This is a genomic window from Geodermatophilus sp. URMC 65, assembly GCF_053502545.1.
Window position 1 is genome coordinate 4,170,710 of record NZ_CP199954.1, and the last position, 26,539, is coordinate 4,197,248.

Annotated in this window: 24 protein-coding genes and 1 pseudogene; 15 read left to right on the plus strand and 10 right to left on the minus strand. The window is 74.5% G+C overall.

Annotation, left to right across the window (positions count from 1 at the left end):
• Positions 1 to 21 precede the first annotated feature (21 nt).
• From ACWIX7_RS20185 to ACWIX7_RS20195, 3 genes are read right to left on the minus strand one after another with little or no spacing between them, the layout of a single operon-like run.
• Positions 22 to 189: a hypothetical protein gene (locus ACWIX7_RS20185; protein ID WP_448618194.1), complete on the minus strand. Its 168-nt coding sequence runs from the start codon at positions 187 to 189 to the stop codon at positions 22 to 24.
• Positions 186 to 1,223 carry a glutathione S-transferase family protein gene (locus ACWIX7_RS20190; protein ID WP_448618195.1) on the minus strand — a complete coding sequence of 346 codons (1,038 nt, stop codon included), beginning with the start codon at positions 1,221 to 1,223 and terminating at the stop codon, positions 186 to 188. The genes ACWIX7_RS20185 and ACWIX7_RS20190 overlap by 4 nt, the downstream gene beginning before the upstream one ends.
• A 37-nt stretch (positions 1,224 to 1,260) precedes the next feature.
• Positions 1,261 to 1,683 (minus strand): DUF1810 domain-containing protein, encoded by a 423-nt coding sequence (locus ACWIX7_RS20195; RefSeq protein ID WP_448618196.1) that lies wholly within the window; start codon positions 1,681 to 1,683, stop codon positions 1,261 to 1,263.
• Between the two features lie 110 nt (positions 1,684 to 1,793).
• Here ACWIX7_RS20195 and ACWIX7_RS20200 point away from each other — a divergent pair, with 110 nt between their 5' ends.
• A complete protein-coding gene (locus ACWIX7_RS20200) occupies positions 1,794 to 3,248 on the plus strand; it encodes an AAA family ATPase (RefSeq protein WP_448618197.1) in 1,455 nt (484 codons plus the stop codon).
• A 6-nt stretch (positions 3,249 to 3,254) separates the two neighbouring features.
• Here the strand turns inward: ACWIX7_RS20200 and ACWIX7_RS20205 are convergent, their stop codons facing one another.
• The gene (locus tag ACWIX7_RS20205) at positions 3,255 to 5,135 is read right to left on the minus strand and encodes a S9 family peptidase (RefSeq protein WP_448618198.1); all 1,881 of its coding nucleotides are present in this window, start codon (positions 5,133 to 5,135) and stop codon (positions 3,255 to 3,257) included.
• A gap of 437 nt (positions 5,136 to 5,572) precedes the next feature.
• Between ACWIX7_RS20205 and ACWIX7_RS20210 the strand changes: the two genes are divergently transcribed.
• Positions 5,573 to 6,784 (plus strand): CaiB/BaiF CoA transferase family protein, encoded by a 1,212-nt coding sequence (locus tag ACWIX7_RS20210; protein WP_448618199.1) that lies wholly within the window; start codon positions 5,573 to 5,575, stop codon positions 6,782 to 6,784.
• Here ACWIX7_RS20210 and ACWIX7_RS20215 read toward each other — a convergent pair.
• The 3 genes from ACWIX7_RS20215 to ACWIX7_RS20225 are packed head-to-tail and all read right to left on the minus strand — an operon-like array spanning position 6,756 to position 9,601.
• Positions 6,756 to 8,036 (minus strand): MFS transporter, encoded by a 1,281-nt coding sequence (locus ACWIX7_RS20215; RefSeq protein ID WP_448618200.1) that lies wholly within the window; start codon positions 8,034 to 8,036, stop codon positions 6,756 to 6,758. The genes ACWIX7_RS20210 and ACWIX7_RS20215 overlap by 29 nt on opposite strands.
• A 16-nt stretch (positions 8,037 to 8,052) precedes the next feature.
• Positions 8,053 to 8,811 carry an SDR family NAD(P)-dependent oxidoreductase gene (locus ACWIX7_RS20220; protein ID WP_448618201.1) on the minus strand — a complete coding sequence of 253 codons (759 nt, stop codon included), beginning with the start codon at positions 8,809 to 8,811 and terminating at the stop codon, positions 8,053 to 8,055.
• 28 nt (positions 8,812 to 8,839) lie between these two features.
• Complete coding sequence (locus ACWIX7_RS20225) at positions 8,840 to 9,601, minus strand: GntR family transcriptional regulator (RefSeq protein WP_448618202.1); 762 nt, start codon at positions 9,599 to 9,601, stop codon at positions 8,840 to 8,842.
• A gap of 175 nt (positions 9,602 to 9,776) precedes the next feature.
• Here ACWIX7_RS20225 and ACWIX7_RS20230 point away from each other — a divergent pair, with 175 nt between their 5' ends.
• Genes ACWIX7_RS20230 through ACWIX7_RS20265 form a run of 8 tightly spaced genes read left to right on the plus strand, consistent with a single transcriptional unit; the run spans position 9,777 to position 19,551 of the window.
• The gene (locus ACWIX7_RS20230; RefSeq protein ID WP_448618203.1) at positions 9,777 to 10,784 is read left to right on the plus strand and encodes a TAXI family TRAP transporter solute-binding subunit; all 1,008 of its coding nucleotides are present in this window, start codon (positions 9,777 to 9,779) and stop codon (positions 10,782 to 10,784) included.
• Positions 10,785 to 10,816: 32 nt separating this feature from the next.
• Entirely contained in the window at positions 10,817 to 11,392 is a 576-nt protein-coding gene (locus ACWIX7_RS20235) for a hypothetical protein (protein WP_448618204.1), read from the plus strand.
• Complete coding sequence (locus tag ACWIX7_RS20240; protein ID WP_448618205.1) at positions 11,389 to 13,653, plus strand: TRAP transporter permease; 2,265 nt, start codon at positions 11,389 to 11,391, stop codon at positions 13,651 to 13,653. The genes ACWIX7_RS20235 and ACWIX7_RS20240 overlap by 4 nt, the downstream gene beginning before the upstream one ends.
• Entirely contained in the window at positions 13,650 to 14,501 is an 852-nt protein-coding gene (locus tag ACWIX7_RS20245) for a DUF6282 family protein (protein WP_448618206.1), read from the plus strand. The genes ACWIX7_RS20240 and ACWIX7_RS20245 overlap by 4 nt, the downstream gene beginning before the upstream one ends.
• A complete protein-coding gene (locus tag ACWIX7_RS20250; RefSeq protein ID WP_448618207.1) occupies positions 14,498 to 16,669 on the plus strand; it encodes an Ldh family oxidoreductase in 2,172 nt (723 codons plus the stop codon). Before ACWIX7_RS20245 ends, ACWIX7_RS20250 begins: the two co-directional genes overlap by 4 nt.
• Positions 16,662 to 17,996: an MFS transporter gene (locus ACWIX7_RS20255; protein WP_448618208.1), complete on the plus strand. Its 1,335-nt coding sequence runs from the start codon at positions 16,662 to 16,664 to the stop codon at positions 17,994 to 17,996. The genes ACWIX7_RS20250 and ACWIX7_RS20255 overlap by 8 nt, the downstream gene beginning before the upstream one ends.
• Positions 17,993 to 18,676, plus strand: a complete 684-nt coding sequence (locus tag ACWIX7_RS20260) for an RraA family protein (protein ID WP_448618209.1) — start codon at positions 17,993 to 17,995, stop codon at positions 18,674 to 18,676. Before ACWIX7_RS20255 ends, ACWIX7_RS20260 begins: the two co-directional genes overlap by 4 nt.
• A complete protein-coding gene (locus tag ACWIX7_RS20265; RefSeq protein WP_448618210.1) occupies positions 18,673 to 19,551 on the plus strand; it encodes a DUF1932 domain-containing protein in 879 nt (292 codons plus the stop codon). The genes ACWIX7_RS20260 and ACWIX7_RS20265 overlap by 4 nt, the downstream gene beginning before the upstream one ends.
• A 136-nt stretch (positions 19,552 to 19,687) precedes the next feature.
• Here the strand turns inward: ACWIX7_RS20265 and ACWIX7_RS20270 are convergent.
• The 3 genes and pseudogenes from ACWIX7_RS20270 to ACWIX7_RS20280 form a co-directional block, all read right to left on the minus strand.
• Positions 19,688 to 19,957 (minus strand): annotated as a pseudogene (locus ACWIX7_RS20270) (rolling circle replication-associated protein); the annotation flags it as partial.
• A 700-nt stretch (positions 19,958 to 20,657) separates the two neighbouring features.
• Entirely contained in the window at positions 20,658 to 21,602 is a 945-nt protein-coding gene (locus tag ACWIX7_RS20275; protein WP_448622173.1) for a GTP pyrophosphokinase, read from the minus strand.
• A 702-nt stretch (positions 21,603 to 22,304) separates the two neighbouring features.
• Entirely contained in the window at positions 22,305 to 22,967 is a 663-nt protein-coding gene (locus ACWIX7_RS20280; RefSeq protein WP_448622174.1) for a DUF222 domain-containing protein, read from the minus strand.
• Between the two features lie 536 nt (positions 22,968 to 23,503).
• On the opposite strand from ACWIX7_RS20280, the gene ACWIX7_RS20285 reads away from it, so the two are divergent.
• The 5 genes from ACWIX7_RS20285 to ACWIX7_RS20305 all read left to right on the plus strand — a co-directional run bounded on the left by ACWIX7_RS20285 (position 23,504) and on the right by ACWIX7_RS20305 (position 26,506).
• Positions 23,504 to 23,941 carry a hypothetical protein gene (locus ACWIX7_RS20285; protein ID WP_448618211.1) on the plus strand — a complete coding sequence of 146 codons (438 nt, stop codon included), beginning with the start codon at positions 23,504 to 23,506 and terminating at the stop codon, positions 23,939 to 23,941.
• 92 nt (positions 23,942 to 24,033) lie between these two features.
• A complete protein-coding gene (locus ACWIX7_RS20290) occupies positions 24,034 to 24,729 on the plus strand; it encodes an MBL fold metallo-hydrolase (protein ID WP_448618212.1) in 696 nt (231 codons plus the stop codon).
• Positions 24,730 to 24,893: 164 nt separating this feature from the next.
• Positions 24,894 to 25,229 (plus strand): hypothetical protein, encoded by a 336-nt coding sequence (locus tag ACWIX7_RS20295; protein WP_448618213.1) that lies wholly within the window; start codon positions 24,894 to 24,896, stop codon positions 25,227 to 25,229.
• The gene (locus ACWIX7_RS20300; RefSeq protein ID WP_448618214.1) at positions 25,219 to 26,094 is read left to right on the plus strand and encodes a sigma-70 family RNA polymerase sigma factor; all 876 of its coding nucleotides are present in this window, start codon (positions 25,219 to 25,221) and stop codon (positions 26,092 to 26,094) included. Before ACWIX7_RS20295 ends, ACWIX7_RS20300 begins: the two co-directional genes overlap by 11 nt.
• Before the next feature lie 40 nt (positions 26,095 to 26,134).
• Positions 26,135 to 26,506 (plus strand): DoxX family protein, encoded by a 372-nt coding sequence (locus ACWIX7_RS20305; RefSeq protein WP_448618215.1) that lies wholly within the window; start codon positions 26,135 to 26,137, stop codon positions 26,504 to 26,506.
• The last annotated feature ends 33 nt before the right edge of the window (positions 26,507 to 26,539 follow it).

The window sequence follows — 26,539 nt, forward strand, 5'->3', positions numbered from 1 at the left end:
ACATCCCGGGAGATTTTCGGATCAGTCGCCGAACTCCTCGGCCACTACGAGCAGGTCGTCGCCGAGGACGTCGATGCGGTCGCGGATCGCCGCCTGCAGGTCCGCGCGCTCCCACACGCCCTCGGCCGCGAACGTCGTCGCCGGGACGTCGGCGAAGGCGCGGTCGGACGTCAGCTCGACGAGGGTCACCGGTGACCGAGGCCGCCGGGGCCGTGGTCGGCCGGCACGCGCTCGTCCGCAGGAGGGGGCGGGGGCGGCGTGCCGTCGCCGAACGGCGACCCGCCGAGCTCCTCGCGGCCGTGCGGGGTCAGCCAGTTCGACGTGTCGGGGCCCTGCGGGATGACCTGCGTCGGGTTGATGTCGGCGTGGACGACGTAGTAGTGCTCCTTGATCTGCGGGAAGTCGGTCGTGTCGCCGAACCCCGGGGTCTGGAACAGGTCGCGCGCGTAGGCCCACAGGGCCGGCATGTCGGTCAGCTTCTGCCGGTTGGCCTTGAAGTGGCCGTGGTAGACGGGGTCGAAGCGGGCCAGCGTGGTGAACAGCCGGACGTCGGCCTCGGTGATCGACTCGCCCATCAGGTACCGCTGCCCCGACAGCCGCTCCTCGAGCCAGTCCAGCGCCGTCCACAGCCGGTCGTACGCCTCGTCGTACGCCGGTTGCGAGCCGGCGAAGCCACACCGGTACACCCCGTTGTTGACCTCGGTGTAGACGCGCTGCATGACCTCGTCCATCTCGTCACGCAGCTTCTCCGGGTAGAGGTCGGGCGCGCCGTCGCGGTGGAACGCCGTCCACTCGGTGGAGAGGTCCAGCGTCATCTGCAGGAAGTCGTTGGTGACGACCTGCTTGGTGGGGACGTCGACCAGCGCCGGCACCGTGATGCCGCGGTCGTAGTCGGGGAAGCGGGCGAGGAAGGCCTCCTGCAGCCGCTCGTAGCGCAGGACCGGATCGCGGCCGCCGGGGTCGAGGTCGAAGGTCCAGGACCGCTCGTCGTGGGTCGGCCCGCACATGCCCATGGAGATCGCGTCCTCCAGGCCGAGCAGCCGGCGCACGATGACCGCCCGGTTCGCCCACGGGCAGGCCCGCGCGACGACGAGCCGGTAGCGCCCGGCCTCCACCGGCCACCCGCTGGAACCGTCGGCGGTGATCCGGTCGGGGATGTAGTTGGTGTCCCGCGTGAACTCCGCGGAGGTGACGTAGCCCGAGCCGCTGTTCTCTGCACTCACGCCACCCAGCGTCGACGACTCCACGGCGTTCCGCTCGTCAGAGCCGAGTGGTGGTCGCCTCGTCCCGCCGGCCGGCGTAGTAGCGCTCCAGCACCTCGCCGAACACCGGCTCGTCGGGCGCGGCCGCCTCGAACAGCGTCATCGACGAGCGCAGCTTGAGCGCGTCCACCGACCCGAGCACCCGCTCCGGGTCGTCCCCGGGCAGCTCCAGCAGCGCCCGCGCGCTCTCGACCAGCCGCGGGCCCAGCACCGGGTGCGCCAGGTACGCCCGGGCCTCGTCCAGGCCGCTGACCGCGTACCGCTGCGCTGTCGGGCTGTGCCCGAGCCCGGCCACCTGCGGGAACACGAACCACATCCAGTGACCGCGCTTGGCGCCGGCCCGCAGCTCGCGCAGCGCCTGCTCGTACACGCCGCCCTGGGCCCGCACGAACCGCTCCAGGTCGAACGGGTCCTCGCTCACCCGGGCAGGCTCCGCCGCGCCGCCGTCGCGGGCAAGTGCAACGCGCTGGTCTGCCCGTGGTCGAGCTGCCAGGCTGCGGCCGACGACGTGGGCGGACGGGGAGGTCCGGGGTGCCGAGCTGGTACGTGGCGAGCGGACCTGGAGTCGACGGGCCGGCGCCGGACGACCGCGGCCTCGAGCTGGCCGACCTCGGCAAGCTCGCCCGCCGCGGCCTGCGCGCGGTGACCAGGGCCGCCCGGGCCGACGAGCAGGTCACCTTCTCCTCGCTCCTGCGCGGGCACCTCGGTGCCGCCGCGGACGGCGACGTCGCGGAGGAGACCTGGCCCGGCTACGAGCACGTCAACGTCCAGGCCGGCCTCGACGCGTGGCTGACCGCGGACGGGCGCAGCAGCGAGACCGTCGGCGTCCTCAACTTCCGCCACCAGCACTTCGGCCTGGCCGAACTGCTCACCACGGGCGACCAGCCGCACCCGTTCGGCCTGCGGCCGGGCAACGCCGCGACGGTCAACCTGCCCAGCGGCCCGGACGGCGCCACCCGCGCCTGCCTGCGGTGCGCCCTGGTGCTGACGACCGAGGGGGACGTGCGGACGGCGCTGCTGGTGCGCGGCGCCGAGCCGGAGTCCGGGTTGACGCGCGTCTCGGTGCAGGCCCTGTCGTCCGACCCCGGGGCTGCGCGGGCCGCGGTCCGCGGCATCCGCGCCGCCGCCGACCGGGAGAACGTCTTCCGCGGCCAGGTGCTCTCCTTCGACCAGGAGGTGTTCGGCCACGGGCAGACGCTGCTGCAGTTCCACCGGCGGCCGCAGCTGGAGTCCGGTCAGCTGGTCCTCCCCGTGGGGACGCTCGCCGAGATCGAGCGCCAGGTCGTGGACGTCGCCCGGCACAAGGCGCGGCTGCTGGCCGCCGGGCAGCACCTCAAGCGGGGGCTGCTGCTGTACGGGCCGCCCGGCGCGGGCAAGACGCACACGGTGCGCTTCCTGGTCAGCCGGCTGCCCGGCACCACCGTCGTCCAGCTGACCGGCGGGGCGCTGCACCTGATCGCCGAGGCGTGCTCGGTGGCCCGGGCGCTGCAGCCGGCCATGGTCGTGGTCGAGGACGTCGACCTGATCGCCGAGGACCGCGGCATGCACCCCGGCCGCCACCCGCTGCTGTTCCAGCTGCTCAACGAGATGGACGGGCTGGCCGAGGACGCCGACGTCGTCTTCCTGCTGACCACCAACCGCGCCGACCTGCTCGAGCCGGCGCTGGCCGCGCGACCCGGCCGGGTGGACCAGGCCGTCGAGCTGACCCTGCCCGACCGCGACGCCCGCCGGGCGCTGTTCGACCTCTACCGGGGCGACCTCGCGATGGACCGCTCCGGGCTGGACGAGGTGCTCGACCGGACCGACGGGGTCACCGCGTCGTTCCTCAAGGAGCTCATCCGCCGGGCGGCACTGTTCGCCGCCGAGCGGACCGACGACGGCGCGCTCGACGTCTCGGCCGCCGACCTGACCGCGGCGCTGGACGAGCTGCTCGACACCCGCAACGCGATGACCCGCACCCTGCTGGGCGCCGGGGACCGCGGCTGACCCGGGCTACGCCCTGCGGGCGCCGTCCAGCGCGGCGGTGAGGAACCCGAGCAGCGTGCGGATCAACCGCTTGCGGGAGTGCGCCCGGCGGTAGTCGTGGCCCTCACCGGGCAGCTCCAGGTACTCGACCGGCCGGTCGAGCGCCCGCAGCGCGGCCACGATCCGGTGCGCCTCGCCGATCGGCACGTTGGTGTCGTGCTCGCCGTGCACCACCAGCAGCGGGACGTCGATGAGGTTGGCCGAGGCCAGCGGCGAGATGTCCTCGAGCAGCGCGCGGTCGCGCTCGGGGTGGCCGTACTTGGACACCGCCGCCGCGGCGATCCACGGCTCGCTGTCCCGGTAGAAGGTCACCAGGTCGGACATGCCGCAGACGTCCACGCCGGCGGCGAACACCCCCGGCGAGAACGCCAGGGAGGCCAGCGTCAGGTAGCCCCCGTAGGAGCGCCCGGTCACCGCCATCCGGTCCGGGTCGGCGACCCCGGTGGCGACGAGGTGGTCGGCCGCGGCGAGGACGTCGGCGAACGCCGCGTAGCGCCCGGTGAGGTCGTCGGCGTGCACGAACTCCCGCCCGAAACCGGACGAGCCGCGGATGTTCGGCGCGAACACCGTGATGCCGGCGGCGGCCAGGGCCTGGTGCTGGGGCGCGAAGACGGGCCGCTCCTGCGCCTCCGGGCCGCCGTGCAGGTACAGCGCCACCGGCCCGGGCTCCTTGAGGTGGCCCGGCGCCCGGTACAGCCAGCCGGTCAGCGGCAGCCCGTCACGCCCGGGGAAGGTCTCCAGCCGGGGGACGACGAGCCGCTGCCGGGGGAGGGGCGGTGCGGAGGTGACCCGGGTCCAGGCGTGCGTCGTGGTGTCCAGGTGCCACAGCTCCCGCGGGCGGGTGGGCCCCTGCACGCCGAGCACCACGCTGGAGCCGTCGCGGCTGAGCACCGGGTCGGCGGCGACCAGCCCGGGCAGCCCGGTGATCGGGGTGCGCCCGCCCGTGGCGGTGTCCATCAGCTCCAGTTCGCTGCGGCCGGCGACGTTCCACACCAGCAGCAGCAGCCGGCCGGCGTCGTCGGCGTCGACGAACTCCAGCTCGGCGTCGTCGCGCGCCGCGAGGGTCCGCGGCTCGCCGCGCCAGCCGTTGGGGCCGAACGGGACACCGATCAGCTGCCGGCGGGGCAGCCCCACGTCGGAGGCGAGGTACACGTAGACCGGCCCGGAGTGGTCCTCGGGCGCCGGCCGGATCAGCGCGACGTCGGTGGAGCCGGTCGCGCCGTGCGGCAGCACGCTGAGGGCCTCGTCGGTGAGCCGGTCGACGACGACGACGAACTGCTGCCCACGCGAGCCGTCGCGGATCACGATGAAGCGCTCCTCCAGCGACACGTCCAGCACGTGGATCAGCTCGCCCTCGGCCAGCGGGTCGAGCCGGCCGGTCGCGGGATCGGCGAGGTAGCAGCACGTCGGCGCGCCCTCCGTCGCGCCGGGGAAGGTGACGACGAAGCGGTGCCCGCTGCGCGTCCACGGCCCCAGCTCGGCGTGGGTCTCGGCGTCGCCGGCGACCCGGCGGGCGTCGGAGCCGTCCGGCCGCACCACCCACACCGCGGTCCGGACGCCGCCGTCGGTGGCCACCTCGACGGTCAGCCAGCCGCTGTCGGCGGCCCACCGCACCTTGGTCACCGGGTCGTCGGAGAGCTTGATGTGCTGCGCCGCGGGCTGCTGTCCGTCGAGCACGATGTCCTGGATGTAGACCTGCGGGACGCCGGAGCGGTCGCTGATGAACGCGGACCGCGCGGCGTCGGGGGTCATGTTGGGGCCCCAGCTGCCCCAGGCGTCGACGAGCGCGTCGCCCAGCGCGGCCGCCGTCTCCACCTGTGCCGGGGCCGCGGCCAGCTCCGTCGTCACCGTGACAGGTCCTCCACCTTCTGCAGCCACGTCTCCAGCAGCGCCGGCTGCAAGCGCGCGTCCACCCCGGTCGTCGTGCGTATGGCGTCCGGCCCGCGCAGCATGCCCTGCACCGTCCCGGACCGGGACGGCTCCAGTCGTCCGGCCGCCGGATCGCTCCCGCCTCCGTTGCCGCCCACGGTACGGCGCACTCCGCCGGGATCCCCGTCGGCGGGCCACGGGTGTCACTCCCGGCACGCTCTCCCCTTGCTCCCAGCTGTGAGCAGGGGGAGAGGTCGCCAGAGGAGTCGCGGCCCCGCGAGGACAGCTGCTCGGGGTCGAGCACGCGGTGCGTGTCGCACCGCGGCGCCCGGGCCCGCGACGGCGCCCGGGTGCGACCGGCACCACGCTCCTCTGACAGGCTGCGACGACCGTCGCCGACCCGAGGAGGACACGCCGTGCCGCCGTCGCCGGGCCCGCTCGCGGGGCTGATCGTCGTGGAACTGACGTCGACGTTCCTCGGCCCGTACTGCGCGGTGCTCATGGCGCAGATGGGGGCGAGGGTGGTCAAGGTCGAGCCGCCGGGGGGCGACATCATCCGCGGCGTCGGCGACGAGAACGGCTCCGGGCTCGGTCCGGCGTTCCTGACGTTCAACCGCGGCAAGGAGTCCGTCGTCCTCGACCTGACGACGCCGGCCGGGCGCGCGGCCCTCGACCGACTGGTCGACGAGGCTGACGTCGTCCTGCACAACATGCGGCCGCGGGCCGCCGCCCGTCTCGGCGTCGACGCCGAGACGGTCCTGACCCGCAACCCGCAGGTCGTCCACTGCGCCGCCGTCGGCTACGGCTCCGCCGGCCCGTACCGCGACGAACCGGCCTACGACGACGTCGTCCAGGGCGTCTCGGGCCTGGCCGCCGTCCAGGGCGGCACCGGGGAGCCGCAGTACGTGCGCACCCAGGTGGTCGACAAGACCGTCGGGGTCATGGCCCTGGCCGCCGTCCTCGCCGCCCTCCACGAGCGGTCGGTCTCCGGCCGTGGACAGGCCGTCGAGGTGCCGATGTTCGAGTCCATGGCGGGCTTCCTGCTCATGGAGCAGCAGGGCGCCCGGGTGTACGCCGGCCGCACCGACGGCACCGGCTACGCCCGCACGGCCTCGCCCTACCGCCGGCCGCACCGCACCGCCGACGGCGTGATCGCGGTGCTGCTCTACACCGACGCGCACTGGCGCGAGTTCTTCCGGCTGGTCGACCGGCCCGACCTCGCCGACGACCCGGAGCTGGCCACCATCCGCGGGCGGACCCGCCGCATCGACGAGCTGTACCGGCTGGTCGACGACGAGCTCGCCCGCCGTCCCACCGCGCACTGGCTGCGGGTGCTGCGCGAGCGGCACGTCCCGGCGATGCCGGTGAACACCGTCGACGACCTCTTCGACGACGAGCACCTGGCCGCGGTCGGCTTCTTCGAGCAGGTCGAGCACCCGACCGAGGGGGTGCTCGTGCACGCCCGGCTGCCGTGGACGTTCGGGCGCAGCGGCGCCCCCGTGCTCCCGGGCGCGCCCGCGCTGGGCCAGCACACGGAGGCGACGCTGCGCCGGCTCGGCCTCGACGACGCCGTGCGCGCCGCCGGGACCGCCCGGCCGGTCACCGGCGAGCGGCCCCCTCCGGGGTGAGGGCGGCGGCCCGCTCGGCCGACAGGATCAGCGCGGCCGCGGCGAGCGTGCAGGCCGCGACCGCCCCGAACGCCACGCCGTACCCGGCCGTCCCGATCAGCGCGCCGGCCGCGACCGGGGCGACCACCCGGCCCAGCTGACCGGCCACGGCCTGGCCGCCGGAGACCGACGCGAAGACGGCGGCGGGCACGTAGCTGCCCAGCAGTGCCGGGCGGGCGATGTGGATGACGCCGAACCCCGCTCCGAAGAGCAGCACGAACAGCACCGTCGACACCGGCTGGGGCAGGGCGAACAGCAGCCCGACGCCGACCGCCTGACCGGCGATCAGGGACGCGCTGACCGGACCGGTGCCCAGCCGCCCGGCCAGCGCGGTGAACGCCACCCGCCCGGCCACCGACAGCGCGCCGAGCGCGCCGGCCGCCATCGCGGCCAGCGGCGGGGGCGCGCCCCGTTCGAGCAGGTGGGCGACCAGGTGCACGGCGACGGCGGTGTTGGCCAGCATCTCCAGCGCCGTGGCCAGGGTCAGCCGGCGCACCGCGGGGTCCCTCCAGGGGTCGACCGGTGCGGCGGGCGGGGCCGCCGCCGACGGCCCGGGACCGGGTCCGGCAGCGGGCTCGGGGGACACCGCGTCGCCGTCCGGGGCGAGGCCGAGGTCGGCCGGCGAGCGCCGCAGCAGCAGTGCCTGGGGCACCGCGCAGAGCGCGACCAGGCCGGCCAGCACCAGCAGGGCGCCGCGCCACCCGAGCGCGTCGATGAGCGCCTGCGACGTCGGCAGGAAGACGGTGGAGGCGAAGCCGGCGACCACGGTGAGGGTGAGCAGCGCCGCCCGCCGGTCGCGGCGGAACCACGTGTTGATGACCGCGTAGGCCGGCTCGTAGAGGACGGCCGCGCAGGCCAGCCCGATGCCGGTGAACACCAGGTACAGCTGAGGCAGGCTGCGCACCTGCGACCAGCCGACGACGCACGCCGCGCCGAGCAGGCTGCCCGTGGTCATCAGCCAGCGGGCCCCGTGCCGGTCCAGCCAGCGGCCCACGCCGACGGCCGCCGCCCCGGTGACCGCCATGGCCAGGGTCAGCGCGCCGGACAGCTGCGCGGTGCTGGCGTCGAGGTCGCGCCGCATCGGCACGAGGAAGACCGCGAAGAAGTAGAAGAGCACCCCGTAGGCGACCGTCTCGGTGACCGCCAGCGCCCACACCATCCGCCAGCCGGGGAAGTCCCGGCGCCGCCGGGCGGCCAGCTCCTCCGTGGACATCGCGGTCAGCGGGACCTCACGAGCCGCGTCGGGCGACCCTGCCGGAGCCGGCCTGGTCGACCGGGTAGACGAGGACGTCGGCGACGACGACGTGCGGCGGCCGGTCGGCGATCCAGATGACGACGTCGGCGACGTCCTCGGGCGCCAGCGGCGTCATCCCCTCGTAGACGGCCCTCGCCGGTGCCTCGTCGCCGGCGAAGCGGACGAGGGAGAACTCGGTCTCCACCATGCCGGGGTCGACCTGGCTGACCCGCACCCCGCTGCCGAGGACGTCCATCCGCATGCCGCGGGTGATCCGCTCGACCGCGGCCTTGGTCGCGCAGTACACCGCGCCACCGGGGTAGACCTCGCGCCCGGCGTTGGAGCCGATGTTGATGACGTGCCCGGCGCCGCGCTCGACCATCCCGGGCAGCACGCAGGCCGAGACGTTGAGCAGGCCGCGGACGTTGGTGTCCAGCATCCGGTCCCAGTCCTCGGGGTCGTCGGTGTGGATCGGTCCGCGGCCGGCGGCCAGCCCGGCGTTGTTGACCAGCACGTCGATCGGCAGCCACTGCGCGGGCAGCGAGGCCAGGGCGGCCGACACCTGGGCGCGGTCCCGGACGTCGAGGGTCAGCGGCAGGACGGCGTCCCCGTGCCGCGCGCGCAGGTCCGCCAGCCGCTCGGTGCGACGGGCGGCGGCGACCACCCGGTCGCCGCCGGCCAGGAAGGCCTCGGCGCAGGCCCGGCCGATGCCGCTCGAGGCTCCGGTCACCAGCACGATCCGTCCAGCGCTCACAGGGTCTCCGTTGCTCGGGGGATGGGCTTCAGCCGCCGGCCCGCGGGAGGCGGGCCGGGGTGCCGGCCCGGGAGCCCGACGGCGCCCGGGTGCGGCGGAAGGCGACCGGCTCGGGGCCGGCGTCGCCGACGAGCTGGGTCTGCAGGTAGGAGTCGCGGGACCGCTCGACGTGCACCCGCATCGCCGTCGCCGCCTGCTCGGACCGGCCGGTCGCGATCAGCTCGGCGACCTCCCGGTGCTCGGCCCACGCGCGCGGGGCGATGCTGCCGACCAGCGGCGCGACGAACCAGCGGCTGCGCTGGGAGAGCTGCTCGCCGAACTCCAGCAGCAGGTGGTTGCGCGCGCAGAGCAGCACGGTGCGGTGGAAGCGCGCGGTGTGACCGGCCATCTGCTGGGTGGGGACGCCGCGCGCCCAGTCGGCGTCGGCCTCGTCGCAGATGGCGAGCAGCGCCGCGGCGTCCTCGGGCGTGCAGCGCTGGGCGGCCAGCTCGGCGGCCGAGCGCTCGACCAGTGCACGGGCCTCGAAGAACTCCTCGACCTGCTGCCGGGTCGGCTGGTTGACGAAGGCCCCGTGGCGCGGCCGCAGCGTGATCCAGCCGTCGCGGTGCAGCCGCTGCAGGGCCTCGCGCACCGGCCCGCGGCTCACCCCGAGCTCGGCGGCGAGGCGCTCCTCGACGAGGTGGTCACCGGGCGCGAGCGTGCGGGAGATGAGCAGTTCCTGCAGCCGCCCGTACACGTGCTCGCGCAGGGGGACGGCGTGGATGTGGTCGGCGCCGGACACCTGCGTCATCGACCTCCCGCCTCGGTGTGCGCCGGAAGCGTGGCACAAATCGTAAACAGTAGACAAGCGCGGATGTGAGCTGCTTCACTCGGCGACCGACCGCACGGCTCCACCCCGAGCCCGTCCGGACGAGGAGGAGCCCGACCCGGGGAGCCGACGACCGCACCCACCAGGAAGGCCAACGATGACCTCCACCCCGATCCCCGCCCGGCCGGCCCGCCGGCTGCCCGGCACGGCCCTGGCCGCGACCCTCCTGCTCACCGCCTGCGGCGGCGGGGACAGCGGCGGCGGGGGCGGCGGGGGCGGCGAGGGTGCGCAGCCCGGCGGCACCCTGACCTTCGCCACGGGCGGCACCGGCGGCGTCTACTACCCGTACGGCGGCGGCATGGCGAACCTGCTCAGCTCGCAGCTGGACGGCACCGTGGTGACGGTCCAGGAGACCAACGCGTCGGTCGACAACATGCAGCTGCTGGCCTCCGGGCAGGCGCAGCTGGCCTTCGGCCTCGGCGACGTGGTCTCCGACGCGGCCAACGGCGAGAACACCTTCTCCGAGCCGCTGCCGATCTGCTCGCTCGGCAACATCTACAACAACTTCACCCACGTCTTCACGACCGCCGACACCGGCATCGCCTCGATCGAGGACGTGCGCGGCAAGCGGGTGTCGGTCGGTGCCGTGGGCTCGGCGTCCGAGGTCACCGCCGACCGCATCCTGCAGGCGGCCGGCATCGACCCGCAGGCCGACATCGAGCGCGCCCAGCTCGGCGTCGCCGAGACCGTCGCGGCCATCCAGGACGGCACCGTCGACGTCGGCTTCTGGTCCGGCGGTCTGCCCACCGGCGCGATCGTCGACCTGGCCAGCACCGACGAGCTGGTGCTCATCCCGACCGCCGACTACGTCGACGAGATGGCCCAGCAGTACGGCGACTACTACTTCGCCGAGGAGATCCCGGCCGACACCTACGAGGGCCAGACCGAGCCCTCCCCGCAGGTGGTGTCCCCGAACATCCTGGTCGTCCGGGAGGACATGGACCAGCAGCTGCAGCAGGACATCACCCGCACGATCTTCGAGAACAAGCAGCAGCTGCTCACCGTCCACCCGGCGGCCGAGGAGCTGGACCCCGCCACGGCCGACGAGGTCGCCTTCATCGAGACCTGCCCCGGCGCGAAGGCCTACTTCGACTCGGTGGGCTGACCGGCAGACGCCGCAGCGAGGGAGGACCGGTCGTGGTCGCACCGTCGGGGGCCGGGGCTCGCGCCGCGGGCCCCGGCGGTGCGCCCGCCCGCCGCCGGACGCTGCGGTGGCTCGCCGCCGTCGTGCTGGGAGGCGCCGCCGTGCTGGTCGGGGCGGGGGCCGCCGCGACGACGGCGGCACCAGCCGGCGGCGAGGGCCGCGCGGTCGTCGTCCGGACGCCGGACGGCGACGTGCTCGCCCGGGTCCCGCTGACCGGGGACCGGTTCGCCGTCGGCTACCGCAACAGCGTCTACACCACCCTGGCCGAGGAGCGGTACCGCGTCCTCCCGGACGGCCGCTTCACCCTCGTCGAGATCGCCGCCGACCAGGTGGCGGTGCTCGAGGAGTACTACGCCGTCCCCGGTGCCCCCCGGCCGGCACCGCCGGGCGACCGCCGCGGGCACGTGGCCGAGCCCGACCCCGACCGGCCCGCCGTCTTCGACGTCCTGAACATCGCCGCCACCGACCTGGGCGAGCGCACCCTGTACGTCCCGGGCGCCGCCCCCGTCCCGATCTGGCGGCTCGTGAGGGGGGAGGACCCCACCGTGCTACTGGAGACCGAGCGATGAAGCTGAAGCTGCCGGGCCGCGCCCGGACCCAGACGGCCGAGGACGAGCAGGCCCGCGCCGAGCACCTGCGGCACGACGGCGTCCACAAGGCCGCCCACCACGCCGCGCACCGGCAGGGCGGCATCGTGGACGTCGCCACCCTCGACAGGCGCCCCGACGCCGAACCGCTCGACGATCCCGACCGGATCGACGAGGAGGCGCTGATCGCCGAGTTCGAGGCCGAGAAGCCCGCGCGCCACCTCACCGGCTGGCCGAGCTGGGTCACCTCGGTCGTCGGGGTCGGGCTGTCCCTGTTCGCCCTCTACTGGGTGTTCAACCCGATGCCACGGCAGGTGTACCTGCCGATGTTCCTCTCCGTCGGCCTGTTCCTGACCTTCCTCACCTACCGCGGCTGGCCGCGGTCGGAGAAGGCCAGGAAGGCCGGCAAGCGGGACTCCCCGAACGTCCTCGACTGGGCACTGGCGCTGGTCTCGCTGGTGCCCGGCCTCTACATGGTGGCCGACTGGCAGGGCTTCTTCCGGCGGGCGATCCTGCCCACCGACACCGACCTGATCATCGGCACGCTGCTGATCCTGCTGTGCCTGGAGGCCGCCCGGCGCACCGTCGGCGTCCTGGTCCCGGTCGTCGTCCTGCTCTTCATCGCCTCGGCGTACTGGGGCTCGTTCCTGCCGTCGCCGTTCACCACCGCCAACTTCGGCTGGCCGCGGCTGGTCGGGCACAACGTCATGGGCACCCAGGGCATCTTCGGCACGCCGCTGGAGGTCGCCGCGACCTACATCATCCTGTTCACCATCTACGGCGCCGTCCTGGCCGCGTCCGGCGCCACCCGGTTCTTCATCGACCTGTCCTTCGCCGCGTTCGGGCAGTCCCCGGCCGGACCGGGCCGGACGGTGACGCTGTCGGGCTTCCTGCTCGGCACGGTGTCCGGCTCGGGCGTCGCGACCACCGTGACCCTCGGTGGCATCTCCTGGCCGCTGCTGAAGCGGGCCGGCTACCCGGCCGAGGCCGGCGGTGGCGTGCTGGCGGCCGCCGGCATCGGCGCGATCATGTCGCCGCCCACGCTGGGCGCGGCGGCGTTCATCATCGCCGAGCTGCTGCAGGTCTCCTACCTCGAGGTGCTGATCTGGGCGACGATCCCGACGATCCTGTACTACCTCGGGATCATCCTGGCGATCGAGATGGACGCCCGGCGGCACAAGACGCACACCGTCGCCATCGAGACCCAGTCGCCGTGGAAGCTGCTGCTCCGCTTCGGTTACCACTTCTCGTCGCTGGCCGCGATCGTCTTCTTCCTGGTGCTGGGCTACACGCCCTTCCGCGCGGTCGTCTACGCCACCGTGCTGGCCTTCCTGCTCAGCTTCCTCGAGCGGCGGTCGTGGATGACGCCCCGGCGGATCTGGTCGGCGCTGGCGCAGGGCGCGACCGGTGCGCTCTCGGTCATCCCGGTCATGGCCGTCGCCGGCATCATCGTCGGCGTCATGACCCTGACCGGGCTGGCCCTGCGGCTGGCCGGGATCATCGTCGACTTCTCCAACGGCAACGTCGTCCTCACCGCGCTGTTCTCCGCGGCGGTCGTCGTCCTGCTGGGGCTGGCGGTGCCGGTGACGGCGAGCTTCATCATCTCGTTCGTCGTCATCTCGCCGGCGCTGCAGCAGGTGGGCGTCGAGCCGTTCGCCGCGGCGATGTTCATCTTCTACTACGCGGTGCTCAGCGAGGTCTCCCCGCCGACGGCGCTCTCCCCGTTCGCCGCCGCGGCGATCACCGGCGGCAAGCCGGTGAAGACGATGTGGCTGACGTGGAAGTACACGCTGCCGGCGTTCCTCGTGCCGTTCATCTTCGTGCTCTCCCCGCGCGGCGTCGGGCTGCTGTTCGAGGGGGGCACCGAGACGGTGGCGATCGCCTTCGTCACCTCCGTCTTCGCCGTCGCCTCGCTGGCCGTGGTCACCGGCGCCTGGCTGTTCGGGCCGGCACGGGTCCCCGAGCGGCTGCTGTTCCTGGTCGCCGCGATCGCGCTGCTGGTCATGACGCCGACGTTCATCGCCGTCGGCGCGGCCTTCCTCGTCGCCGGCGTGCTCGTGCACCTGCTCACCCGCCGCCGGAACCGGGCGGACGGCGGGAGCGGTGCGGACGCCGGGACCCCGGCCGCCCAGGACACCCAGGACACCCAGGACACCCTGGTGGCACCGTCGCCGCCACCGCCGCCGTCGTCCCCCGTCGGCAGCACCGCGGCGCCGGTGGACCGGCCGCGGACGGAGCGGTGAGCCCCCGGCTCATCAGCGGCGTCGCCGACCTGCACGTGCACGGGGCCCCGAGCCTCGTGCCGCGGCACGGCCTGGACCACGAGGTCGTCGGCGCGCACGCGCAGGTCGGGGTCGACCTCGCCGTCCTCAAGGCGCACGAGGGGTCGACGGCGGAGCGTGCCGTGCTGGCCCGGGAGCGGGCGGGGACCGACGGCGTCCAGGTCCTGGGCGGCATCGTGCTCAACTCGCCGGTCGGCGGGGCCAACCCCGACGCGGTGGAGGTCGCCGCCCGGCTCGGCGGGCGCGTGGTGTGGATGCCGACGGTCTCCGCTCCCGCGCACGTCGCGTCGGCGGCCCGCCCCGAGCTGTCGGTGCACCGGACGCTGTCCTTCCGGCAGGTCGACGTCCTGGGCGAGGACGGCGCGCTGCTGCCCGCGTGGCAGGAGGTGCTCGACGTGGTCGCCGCAGCCGACCTGGTGCTGGCCTCGGGCCACCTGAGCTGCGCGGAGGCGCTGGTGCTCTTCCGCGCCGCCCGCGCCGCCGGGGTGCGCCGGATGCTGCTCAACCACCCGCGCATGCCGTTCCTGCAGTGGGACGACGCCGCCGCGCCGGAGCTCGCCCGGCTCGGCGTGGTGCTCGAGCTGGGCATCCTCCCCGACCTCCTCACCCCCGACGGGCCGCGGTCGACCACGCTCGGCGAGGTCTACCCGCACGACCAGCTGGCCTTCGGCGGTGACCTCGGCCACGCCGACCACCCGACGATGGCGCAGGCGCTGCCCGGCTGGCTGGCCGAGCTGGAGGCCTGCCTGGGCGAGGCGGGCACCGAGCGGGCGCTCACCACCGTCGGCCGCGAGCTGGTGCTGCGGTGATCCGGGTCGCCCTCCTGCCGGGGGACGGCGTCGGCGCGGAGGTGCTCGACGGGCCGGCGCGGCTGCTGCACCGGCTGGCCGCCGACGGCGCGGTCGAGGTGACCGGGCCGTGGCCGGTCGGGGCCCGGGCCGCGGCGGCGACCGGCGACGTCCTGCCCGCGGAGACGCTCGCTGCCTGCGACGCCGCCGACGCGCTGCTGCTCGGCGCGGTGGGGGAGGACCCGCGGGTGCCGGCCGAGGTGTGCCCGCGCCCGGAGGTCGCCCTGCACCGGCTGCGCGAGCGCTACGACCTGCGCGTCTCGGTCCGCGGCATCCCGTTCCCCGACGGCCGGGAGCTCACCGTCGTCCGCAACCTCGCCGGCGGCTCCTACGGCGGCGCCGACGACCACCTGTTCCGGCCCGACGGCAGCGAGGCCGCCGACGTGCTGCGGCTGACCCGGGAGCGGGTGGCCGAGGTCGTGCACCTGGCCTGCGACGAGCTCGAGCGGCGGGGCGGGGGACGGCTGGTGTCGGTGGACAAGGCCAACCTCTACGCCACCGGCCGGCTGTGGCGGCAGGTCGCCACCGAGGTCACCCGCGAGCGCGGCGTGGCCGCCGAGCACCGCTACGTCGACCGGGCGGCCTACGAGCTGGGCGCCGGGGCCGAGGTCCCCGACGTCCTGGTGACCGAGGGGCTGCTCGGCGACGTCCTGTCCGACCTCGCGGCGGGCCGGGCCGGGTCGCCGGCGCTGTGCGGCTCGGCCTCGGTGCACCCGGGGGAGCCGGTGCGCGGCCGGTGCGTCGGGCTCTTCGAGCCGGCGCACGGCTCGGCGCCGCGGCGGGCACTGCGCGACCAGGCCGACCCGCTCGGGGGCTTCCTCGCGCTGGCCGCCCTGCTCCGGCACTTCCCGGCCACCCGGGAGCTCGGCGAGCGGGTGCGGGCGGCGGTCGACACCGTGCTGCGGTCGGGCCCGTGGACCTACGACCTGGCCCCCGAGGGGACACCGCCGGCGTCGACCACCGCGGTCGCCGACGCGGTGCTGGCCGCCTTCGACGCCGGCGAGGCGGCGACCGCCCCCGGGCCCGCAGCCGTCGTCGAGGAGCCCGACGTCCACGTGCCGGCCGACGTCCTCGAGACGTGGACGGTCGACGTGCTCGAGGCCGTCGGCGTCCGGCCGGCCCACGCCCGCGACGTCGCCCACGTGCTCGGCTACGCCGACCTGTCGGGCATCGACTCGCACGGCATCGCCCGGCTGCCGGCCTACGTCGCCGCGATCGGCAGCGGCGTCATCGCGGTCGACGCGGAGCCGAGCGTGCACTCCGACGGCGGCGCGGTGGCGCTGGTCGACGGCCACGACCTGCTCGGCCACCCGGTCACCACGCTCGCGTTCGACGAGGCGGTCTCGCGGGCGCGGCGGTACGGCGTCGGCTGGGTCGACGTGCGCAGGAGCAGCCACCACGGCGCCAGCGGCTCCTACGTGTACGACGCGGCGCGGCTAGGGCTGGTCGGGCTGGCCGCGACCAACACCGGGCCGATCGTCGCGCCCACCGGGGCCGCTGGCCCGTACCTCGGCACCAACCCGCTGGCGTTGGGGATGCCGGTGGCCGGCGAGGAGCCGTTGGTCTTCGACATGGCGACCTCCGCGGTCGCCGGGGGCAAGTTCGAGATCGCCCTGCGCCGGGGCAGGCCGGTGCCGCTCGGCTGGGGCCTCACGCCGGACGGGCAGCACACCACCGACCCCGGCGCGGTCTACCCGGGCAAGGGCGCGCTGCTGCCGCTGGGCAGCGACCGCGAGCGGTCCAGTCACAAGGGCTACGGGCTGGGTCTCCTGGTCGAGCTCCTCACCGCGGTCCTGGCCGGGGGGCCGACGGGGCCCGGGGTGGGCAACCTGACGTTCCGGTCCGGCGCCCGGCCGCCGGACACCAGCCACCTGGTGGTGGTCCTCGACCCGGCGCGGCTGGGCGACCCGGCGGCCATCAGCAGCGGGGCCGCCCGGCTGCTCGCCGGGCTGCGGGCGCTGGCACCGGTGGACCCCGACCTGCCGGTGCGGACGCCGGGACAGCGGGCCGCCGCCGAGCGGGCGCTGCGCCGGGCGCACGGGATCCCGCTGGACGCCGAGACGCACCGGGCGCTGCAGGCGCTGGCCGGGCAGGTGGGCCGCCCGCTGGGAGGAGCCGCGCGTGGCTGACCCGCCCGGGGAGGCCGACGGCGACCCGGTCGAACCCGGCCGGCGCCGCGCGGCCGGGGTCCGGCGCGCCCGGTCCCCGGCAGCGGTGGGCGCCGTGCTCCGGGCGGTGGCCGTCTCGGTGCTCGGCGTGCTGCCGGCCTTCCTCGTCGGTGCGCTGGCGGTGCAGATCCGGGCCGACCTCGACGTCGGCCTCGGCCTGTTCGGGCTCGCCGCGGCGACCCTCTTCACCGTCTCCGGCGGCCTGGCCCGCCCCGGCGGCCGGCTGGTGCAGCGGCTCGGGTCGCGCCGGGGCGCCGCCCTGGCCGCGGCGCTCGCCACGACCTCGCTCACCGTCATCGCCCTCGCCGGCTCGCCGGCCGCGCTGGTGGCCGGGCTGGCTGTCGGCGGCCTGGGCAACGCCGTCGCCCAGCCGTCGGCCAACGCGGTGGTCTCCGAGCTGGTCACCGAGCACCGGCTCGGCGTCGCCTTCGGCATCAAGCAGTCCTCGATCCCCGCAGCGACGCTGCTCGGCGGCCTGGCCGTCCCCGGGGTGGCACTGGTCTTCGGCTGGCGGTGGGCGGTCGCCGGCGCCGTCGGTCTCGCCGTCGTCCTGCTGCTGGCCTCGCTGGCCGGCGGCCGGGACGCCGGGCGGGGGGCCGGCTCGGCGCGCGCTCCCGCCGCCCGGGCGCCGGACCGGGGACTGCCCCGCGGCGGGCTGGTGGTGCTCACCCTCGGCGGGTTCCTCGGCTCGGCCGCGGCCACCCCGACCGGGATCTTCCTCGTCGACTCAGCGGTCGCCGCGGGGATGGGCGCGGGCGCGGCCGGGCTGCTGTTCGCGGCCTGCTCGGTGCTGGGGCTCGTCGTCCGGATCGGCTTCGGGTGGTGGGTCGACCGGCACCCCGGGCGCAGCGCCTACCTGTTCATCGCCAACCTGCTCGCACTCGGCACCCTCGGCTACGCCCTGCTGGCCACGGGCTCGGTGCCGGCCTCCGTCGCCGGCGGGGTGCTGGCCTACGGCGCCGGCTGGGCGTGGACCGGTCTGTTCCACTTCACCGTCATCCGCGACAACCGGGGCGCCGCCGCGTCGGTCACCGGCTTCGTGCAGACCGGGCTGTCGCTGGGCGCCGCCACCGGGCCGCTGCTGTTCGGCCTCGTCGCCCAGGCCTCCTACTCCGCCGCCTGGCTCACGACCGCCGCCCTCAGCCTCGCCGCGGCCGTCACGGTCCGGGTCAGCCGCCGGATGGTGCGCCGCTCGCGCGGGCTCCCGGTGAGCGGGCGGCGGCGGCCGCTCCGCCCCGACCGCACGCACCCGCCCGCCCCGTCCCCCGAGGAGGAGATGCACCGATGAGCACCTGCCGGCTGCACCCGCGCGGCCCGAGCCCCGACCCGGCCCTGGTGGACCGGTGCCGGGCACTGCCGACGAGCACCCTGTCCGACAGCATGGAGCGCACCGGCGGCGTCTGCGGAGTGCACCCGGTGCCCGGTGGGCGCTGGCCGCGGGGCGCCGGCCCCGCGCTGACCGTGCGCACCCGCCCCGGCGACAACCTCGTCGTCCACCGGGCCCTCGACCTCGCCGAGCCCGGCGACGTGCTCGTCGTCGACGCCGGCGGCGCCCTGGACCGGGCCGTGCTCGGCGAGCTCATGGCCCGCTGGGCGGCCGCCCGGGGGCTGGCCGCGCTGGTCGTCGACGGAGCCGTCCGGGACGTCGAGGGGCCGGCCGCGGGCCCGCTGCCGGTCTGCGCCCGGGGCGTCAACCACCTCGATCCCTACAAGGTCGGTCCGGGGGAGATCGGCGGCCCGGTGCACGCCGGCGGCACGGTCGTCCGCTCCGGGGACGTCGTGGTCGCGGACGCCGACGGAGTCGTGGTGGTGCCGCGCGAGCGCCTCGCCGAGGTGGTCGCGGCGGGCGAGCGGCAGCTGCGCGCGGAGGAGGCCGTCCTCGCCGACATCGCGGCCGGCACCTGGGACCGGTCGTGGGTGCTCGCCGCGCTGACCGAGGTTCCGGTCGGCGGGGAGGTGCGCCCGTGACCCGGTGGGGGCTGGTCGGCTTCGGCGAGGCCGGCCGGGTCATCGGCGGCGCGCTGGCGGCCTCCGGGGCCGACCTGGCGGTGCACGACCGCCTGCTCGGCGACCCGGACCGCGGCCAGGAGCTGGCCGAGGCGGTCCGCGCGACCGGGGCGCGGCAGGTCGCCGACGTCGCGGGGCTCGCCGACCGCGACGTGGTCCTGTCGCTGGTCACCCCGGCCACCGCGCTGGCCGCGGCCGAGGGGTTCGCGGCCGCCGCCCGGGACGGCGTCCTCTACGTCGACCTGAACTCCACCGCGCCGCAGGTCAAGGAGGCGGTGGCCGCCGCGCTGCCCGCCGCCCGCGTCGTCGACGGGGTGATGACCGGCGGCGGCATCCGGCTCGACGGCCGCCGCATCCCGATCTCGCTGGCCGGGCCGGACGCCGACGAGGCAGCCCGGCTGCTGTGCGGCGCCGGCCTCAGCGCGGCCGTCGTCGGCGATCGCGTGGGCGCCGCCGCGGCGCTGAAGATGCTGCGCAGCGTCGTGGTCAAGGGCCTCGAGGGACTCTGGACCGAGGCGCTCCTGGCGGCGGCGGAGCTCGACGTGGTGGAGCCGCTGCTCGCCATGGTCGAGGAGACGCTGGACCGCTGGCCGACCCGCGACTTCGCCACGATGCTCGTCACCACACACGTGGGGCACGCCGGCCGCCGGCAGGTCGAGGCGCGGATGGTGCGCGACACCGTGGCCGGCACGGGGGTGGAACCGCTGATGTCGGCCGCGCTCGTGGCCCGCCAGGAACGCACCGCGCGCGGGCTGGAGCAGGCCGGACGGCGGCCGGGGGAGGTGCCGGCGACCCTGGCCGAGGCGCTGGAGGTGCTGCGCGCCCTGCCCGGCTGAGCCACGGCCTCCCGTCCGTCGGTCCACGTCTGCCGGTGCAGCAGAGGCTCCTGACCGGCGCTTCCGGGCTGCCGCCCGCCACCCGCGCCTCGTCGCGGGCCGTGGAACCAGCGGGCAGCTGACCAAGCAGCTTGATGTGGACGAACCCGTGCGGCCACGCTTGCTCGACTAGGCGGCGCGGTACAAACCGGCCGACCGCGAAGTGCACATGCAGTCCGTGGTCGGTCTTGTGCCACTCCGACACCCACACGTACGGGAACGGGCCGCCGCCCAGCAGGTCGCGGAGCGAGCGGAAGAACGCGCCCACATCCTGGCGTAGCTGCAGCGGATCGTGACAGCCCTCACCGCGGTAGGTGAGCGTGCCGAGCCGAATGAGCCGGTTGTGCGCGCAGTACCGGCGCACCATGCGACCCGCCCGGCGAGCCGCCTCCTCCCGCGACCGCTGCGGATCACCACCGCCAGGTGCGCGCTGTACCGGCACCGAGTAGCGGAACGAACCATCGGCCTCCCCGGCACCGGGATACAGGGTCAGCGACCACCCGGCAGGGCTGGACGACGGCAGCACAGAAGACGACGAAACAGGGGCATCCACGAAGGCCTCCGAGGCATCCGATCAGCAACAGTGATCGGCCCCGCGCCTACGCCCTCGTAATCGTCTACTGCTTCCGCATCAGCAGCCTGCCGCCCACGCAACACTCATGACGATGGCCCGCGGGAATTGGGGCCTTACTCCGGCCGTGAGAGCGTGGGCTACACGGACCGTTTATCCGCGAACGCCGGGCAGCTTGACCCGGACCCCACGCGACTGTCAACGACGACGCCACACGCGCAACAGGAGTAACGCGGCGTCGCCGTCTTCCCCTGCGGCGCAGTCTCCGGCCCGTCCTCCACCGGTCAAGAGTCCGCTTCGCCGCTTCGCGCCCTTGACCGCCTCCCCCCGGCCTGCATCGGCGCCTATTGGAAGGACGCCTTCGTGTGGGAACCCTACGCAGGCGCGACGACGCCGCCCGAGCTACCCAGAACGACGACCCGAGTTATGTTGCTACTTCAAGTCAAGTGCGCGGCTGCGCCGCGCCTCCCCTGGGCCGAGGCGGGGCCGCCGCACACTATTCAGACTTCGGAGCATAGGACCCCACAGGAATTCCGGCGGCCTTCAACTGCTCATGACGCCGCCTTATGGAAGGTTCAAACCACTCAGCCGAATCCTCGTCCTCGGCCCAGTGGTGGCGACGAATGTAATTTTCGCCCATAGACGCCATCACTGTGTCGTCCAGGCGCGTCAACTGCCCTTGACGGCGACCCCAGAGTGCACGGCTGACGGCGTCATCGTCGTACCTAGAGATGCACTCATCCAGTTGAGCTAGATTCTCGAAGCCCATGTTCCTAAGCGTCTTGACCTGCCACGCGTAGCTGATGTCCCTCATGCGCATGTCTGGACCGAAACGCCGGTCCAAGTAGTTCTGCAACGAATCGGGCGTGAGCTCAACGTCCTTGAGGCGCCCCTCATCGATGGACTTCCTCGCCTCGACTCGTAGCTCTTCATGTGAGTCCGAGATCGCTTGGAACTCACGGTCCCCGATCTCGATCATGCCGGCTAGGGCAAGGAATCGACGCCTGATGGTGGCCGGAAGGACGTCCACGGACTTGTACTGAATGTCGTGCTCAATCTCGGCCCATGCATGCTGCAGGATCGTCCGTACCTGAATTTCCGCGCGCAGGCTTCTGAACGGCGCGTACTCCGGCAACTGCAGGCGGTCCTCCTTCAGCTGGACGATGTAGTGAACACTCTCATAGCCAAGACGTTCCTCCCCGCGGAGGAAAGCAGACCTGTTGGCTTTCTCTTGCACAAGAAACTGCGCACTGATGACTTGCCCCACTTCCTCGACATTCTTGAGAAAGAAGGTGATTACCCGACAGCCGGCCAGATCGGTGATCTGTGAGAGGGGATCCGGATACTTCGGCTTCTCCGCATCCGTCTCTAGAGCCCTGACGGCCTTGCGCCCGAAGCTAACTACCTCTTTTGCCCGCTTCTCGATCGAGTGAACGGTGATGCCGCGCGCACTCTACGCCTTCTCCAAGAGGTTGCCAACCGTCAAGGCCATGTCGGCGTAAGTGCCGCGCATCCGCCCATAAGACTCTTCGGCGTCTTTCCGATGGGCCTCGAAGTCGAACGCGCTCGACTCGGCCCCGTTTGCACCTTCCGCCGAAGCGTTGTCGCCCTCGACCGATGATTTATTGCCCACTTGCGCCCCCCGTCCTACGACACCCTGGGTGAATCGTAGATGTGGCCACTTGGAACGCGGACGGAACCGTCACGTGGCGCCCGGCCACGACGGCGACATGCGGCTGCTTGCCTCTGCTCGTTCGGGCGTTGCCCCGTCCTGTGCCGCAGGACTGGCTGTTGGGGGAAGTCGCCTGCCGTCCAACCGGTGGGTCTGGTTGGCAACTGGCGAGGTTGGCGCAGTCGGTGGGCCCGCCGCAGTCGTGCGGGATGACGTGGTCGCGGTCGGCCCAGCCGACCCGCTGAGCGCAGTTGGGGAACCGGCAGGCCCGGTCCCGGGTGGTGACGAAGGCGTGCTGGGCGGCGGTGGGGGGGGGGGGGGGGGAGGCGTCGGTCGCTGCCGGCTTCTGCAGCACCGGGCAGCCGCAGCCGCCGTCGGGGCGAGTGGGGCAGCCGCGGCGGGCCAGCCGCTGAAGTTGTTCCGGAGTGGTGGTGGCCAGCAGCCGGCCGTCGGCGTCGGTGACCGCGCAGGTCAACGATCCGCCCTCGGTGCGCGCAGCCCCAGCGCGCCGAGGCGGGTCAGCAGCTCGCGGACGTGCGCGGCGGTGATCAGCAACCCGTTGTTCGATCCCGGCGCGTCCGAAACGCCTTCGAGGGCATCAAGGGCGGCGGTGACCGTCAGGTGGGCGGTGCGGCCCGGTAGGCCGGAGTCGGCGGGACGGCGGATGAGCAGGGAGAAGACCTCGGCGCGGAGCTGACCGATGGGCCGCGCATCGCCGTCGGCCTTGGCCATCGTCGCCAGCTGATTGATCAGGTCGTAGGTCTCGGCGGCCTCCTCGGCAGGCAGCTCGGCGGCCAGGGTCGCCATGCCCTCCAGCGGCGAGCAGTACGTGCGCACGTCGGCCTGCCGCTTCGCCTCCTCGCGGCGGGCATCGACCGCGGCTGCGTCGCGCTCCAGCAGCAGCGCCAGCGCCCGGGCCCGCAGCCGCCCGGTGGACAGCTGCGTGGCCTCGGGCAGCAGCTGGGCCTCGATGGCCCGGGCGACCGCCGGGGCGGTGTGCTGCAGCACGTCGACCAGCACCTTGGCGCGGGGCTCGTCCAGCGTGCCGGCGGCCAGCGCCGCCCAGGTGGCCGGCAGCTGCTCCCGGTAGGTCCACGCCCGGCGCGCCAGGTTCGCCGCGGCCGGCGGCCGCAGTTGAGCACCACCGCCAGCTCAGACGTGAAGAATTGCGACACCCCGGGCAGCTCCGGCTCCGGCGCCCACGACCCCCGCCTGGCGCCGGGCCGGTCCGGCGGCGGGTCCAGGGTGTCGGGAGTGTCGTCGGCCAGGCCGAGCACCAGCTCGGCCTCATAGGCCGCCGCCATCGCCCGCACGGCGACCACCCGCTGCAGCTCGGCGGCCTCCTGTTCCCGGGACAGCAGCGCCACGGGCAGGTGCGGCAGGTCGGCCGACCGGGCGAGCGCCCAGTCGACCAGCACGCCCTCCATGGGCGAGACCTGACCGGTGAGCTGCGGCACGGACCGAACACACGTACGAGGTACGACAGTTCTCGACCGCCGACCAGGGGGTCTGCGCCCCGTTCGCACACGCCAGCGGGTCGAGGTCACCGCCGCTGAGGCGACCGCCCGCCGTCACCCCGCGACCGGCCGCGGACACCGCCGACCGGAACTGTCAGACCGTCCGGGCAAGGTGGCGGTGGCATGCCACACGCACTCCGGGGAGGGAATGCCGTGATCCTCGAACCCCGGGCCGCCGACCTCGACCTCGCCGACCTGGAGACCGCCTTGCTGCGCGCCGCGGTCGGCGACTACTCCGCCGAGGCGGCGGTCCTCCTGCTGGCCAACGCCGGCCACTGGCTGCCGCAGCTGCAGGCCGCGGGCCTGGTCAGCCTGCTCGACGACGTCGACGGCGAGGGGCTCTGGGCACAGGTCGCCTGGCCCGAGGTCGACGCCGCCCTGCGCGCCGGCACGATCGGCGGCAGCGGGAGCCAGCTGCGCCTGCTGCGCGCCGCCGCCTCGCTCGCCGACGGGCAGCCGGTCGACCTGAGCGACCTCGCCGCCGGCCTCGACCGCGCCGCCCTCGCGCTGCTGCTGGCCGCCGTCGCCCACGCGGGGGGCAGCCACGGCGACGACCAGCCGCCGCTGGCCGCCTGGCCCGTGCGCGGCTGACCCTGGCGCGCGGCAATCCCCTCACAGCGAACACCGTCTCCTCAGAGCGAACACGGGCGCGGGACACACCGTGCGCCGGTCAGGATCAGCACGTGGACGTCGTCGAGGTGGTCCCGGGCCTGCACCTGCTGCGGCTGCCCGTCGCCAACGCGTGGCTGTGGCGCGACGCCAGCGGCGCCACGCTGGTCGACACCGGTCCGCCCGGCAGCGGCCCGGCGGTCGCCGCAGCCCTGCGGTCCCTCGGTCTGGGCCGGGAGGACGTGCACCGCGTCGTGCTGACCCACTGCCACGACGACCACGCCGGCTCCGCGGCGGAGGTCGCGTCCTGGGCCGGCGCGGAGGTCGTCGTGGGGCGTGCGGACGCCCCGGTCGTGCGCGGCGACGTCCCCGGACCCCCGCCGTCCTTCACCGAAGCCGAGCGGGCGCTGCACGCCGTCGTCGCCGCCGACCTGGAGCAGGCACCGGCCTGCAGGGTGGACCGGGAGGTCGACGACGGGGACGTCCTGGAGTTCGCCGGCGGTGCGGTGGTGCTCGGCCTGCCGGGCCACACCCCGGGCAGCATCGCCCTGCACCTGCCGGAGCACGGGGTGCTGATCACCGGAGACACCGTCGCCGAGTACCAGGAACAGGCGATCCTCGGGCCCTTCAGCACCGATCGCGCCCAGGCGTGGGCGGACCTGCAGCGGCTCGCCACGCTGGACGTCGCGGTCGCCTGCCCCGGCCACGGGGACCCGATCGAGCCCGACGCCGCGGCGGCACTCCGCCGGGCCACCGACCCCTTCGCCTGAACGCCGCGGACTCCTGCGACTGCGCCTCCTGCGTGAACCGAGCGTCTGGTGCCATCTCGGGACAGCTCGAGGGCTCGCCGTCAGACCCGGAGCGGGGTCACCTCCTCCTGCCCAGCTGCGTCGAGTAGGCGGTGACCCCGACCGGAAGAGGAGTGCCGACGGTGATGACCCGACGGATGATCCACTTCGAGACGTCGACGGACGAGGGTGTCGTGCGGACGCGCGGGGCGTTGTCACGGGCGTTCGAAGCGCTGGCAGAGCAACGTCCGGCCGGAGTCGGCCTGACGTACCGGCAGGTCCGGGTCAGTCGCCGCTTCGTCGCTCTGATGGACCTCCCTGACGACGAGGCCGACCCCCTGCTGCAGGTGGACGCCGCGTGGGTCCGCCCCAGGATCATCGGCGACCGTGTCCCCGGCGGGTACCCGCGCCCGACGGTCGTCGAGCACGTCGGGGGCTGCTCCTCCCTGCCCGACAGGACGTCCGATCCCCATGCGTCGTGACCGCGCATCGGGACTCGGGGACCGGACGGCCGTCTTCGAGCGCGAGCGTGCGCACCTGCGTTCTGTGGCCTTCCGCCTCCTCGGCTCCGACTCCGACGCCGAGGACGCGGTCCAGGAGACCTGGATCAGGTACGAGCGCACGGACACCTCTGACGTCCGCAACGTGCCGGCCTGGCTGACGACCGTGGTGACCAGGGTGTGCATCGACTTCCTTCGCCGCCATCGAGAGGTGCCGCACGAATCGGCTGACCTCCTCGGCGGCTCCGGTCCCACCCACGAGGAACCCGAGGCCCTGGTCCTGCTCGCCAGCGAGCTCGCGGGAGCCTTCACGATCGTCCTGGAGGAGCTCACCCCTTGGCAGCGCGTGGCGCTCACCCTGCACGACGCCTTCGGGTACCCGTTCCAGGAGGTGGCCCACGTCCTCGGCACGAGCGAGGGGTATGCCAAGAAGCTGGCCAGCGGGGCGCGGCGACGCGTCCGGGGACGGGTCGGGCCGCCTGCCGGTGGCACCGCGGAGGCGCGTCGTGTGGTGGAGGCGTTCCTCGTCGCGGCACAGCAGGGCGACACCGACGGGCTGCTCCGGCTCCTCGCTCCCGGCGTCGTCCGGACGGCTGACGCGCAGGCCGTCCCCGACAGCGCGCCACTGCGGATCGAGGGTGCTCCGGCAGTCGTCGCGGAGACCCGCGCCCTGCGGGCCAACGCCCAGCACGCACGTCTGACCTCCGTCGACGGTCGGCCGGCCATCGCCGTACGCACCGACCAGGGCCTGCAGGCGGTGCTGGTCTTCTCCCTGATCGGCGGGCGGATAGCCGGCTACGACGTGATCGCCCACCCGCGGCGCCTCGCACGGCTTCGGCTCGCTTGATCCCGCGTGACGCCCTCGCTGAGACCCGAGGAGCAGGATCGTGTTCACCGGTTACGTCGTGGTCGTCGTCGTCACGGCCTTGGCCAACGTCGGCATCGCCATCGCGGACTACGCGAGAGCGGACTTCGTCCTCGCGAACTCGGCCGAGGTCGGCGTGCCACGGTCGTGGCTGCCGCTCCTGGCCACGGTGAAGGTCGCCGGGGCCGGGGGGCTCGTCGTCGGTCTCCTGGCCGCTCCCCAGCTCGGCATCGCCGCGGCCGTCGGCCTCGTCGCCTTCTACGTCGGCGCCATCGCCGCGCACCTGCGGGCCCGTGTCCTGTACAACCTCGCGTTCCCCGGTCTCTACCTCGCCCTGGCCATCGCCTCACTCGTGCTGGCCCTCGAGCACGCCGACGAGGCGCTCCTGACGTAGCCGGGCCCGCACGAGCGCGGTGAGCGTCGGCGA